This is a genomic window from Klebsiella sp. 141162 (assembly GCF_050600755.1).
Lineage (GTDB): Bacteria > Pseudomonadota > Gammaproteobacteria > Enterobacterales > Enterobacteriaceae > Klebsiella > Klebsiella aerogenes.
On sequence record NZ_JAQIRI010000026.1, the window covers coordinates 1 to 678 of the forward strand.

At 51.5% G+C, this 678-nt stretch carries 1 rRNA gene; it reads right to left on the bottom strand.

Annotation, left to right across the window (positions count from 1 at the left end):
• A 23S ribosomal RNA gene (locus tag PGR23_RS24390) occupies positions 1–678 on the bottom strand; the annotation flags it as partial.

The window sequence follows — 678 nt, forward strand, 5'->3', positions numbered from 1 at the left end:
TCCCGTGATAACATTCTTCGGTATTCGTAGTTTGCATCGGGTTGGTAAGTCGGGATGACCCCCTAGCCGAAACAGTGCTCTACCCCCGAAGATGAATTCACGAGGCGCTACCTAAATAGCTTTCGGGGAGAACCAGCTATCTCCCGGTTTGATTGGCCTTTCACCCCCAGCCACAAGTCATCCGCTAATTTTTCAACATTAGTCGGTTCGGTCCTCCAGTTAGTGTTACCCAACCTTCAACCTGCCCATGGCTAGATCACCGGGTTTCGGGTCTATACCCTGCAACTTAACGCCCAGTTAAGACTCGGTTTCCCTGCGGCTCCCCTATACGGTTAACCTTGCTACAGAATATAAGTCGCTGACCCATTATACAAAAGGTACGCAGTCACACCCAAAGGTGCTCCCACTGCTTGTACGTACACGGTTTCAGGTTCTTTTTCACTCCCCTCGCCGGGGTTCTTTTCGCCTTTCCCTCACGGTACTGGTTCACTATCGGTCAGTCAGGAGTATTTAGCCTTGGAGGATGGTCCCCCCATATTCAGACAGGATACCACGTGTCCCGCCCTACTCTTCGAGTTCACAACCTGTGCATTTTGGTGTACGGGACTATCACCCTGTACCGTCGGACTTTCCAGACCGTTCCACTAACACACAAGCTGATTCAGACTCTGGGCTGCT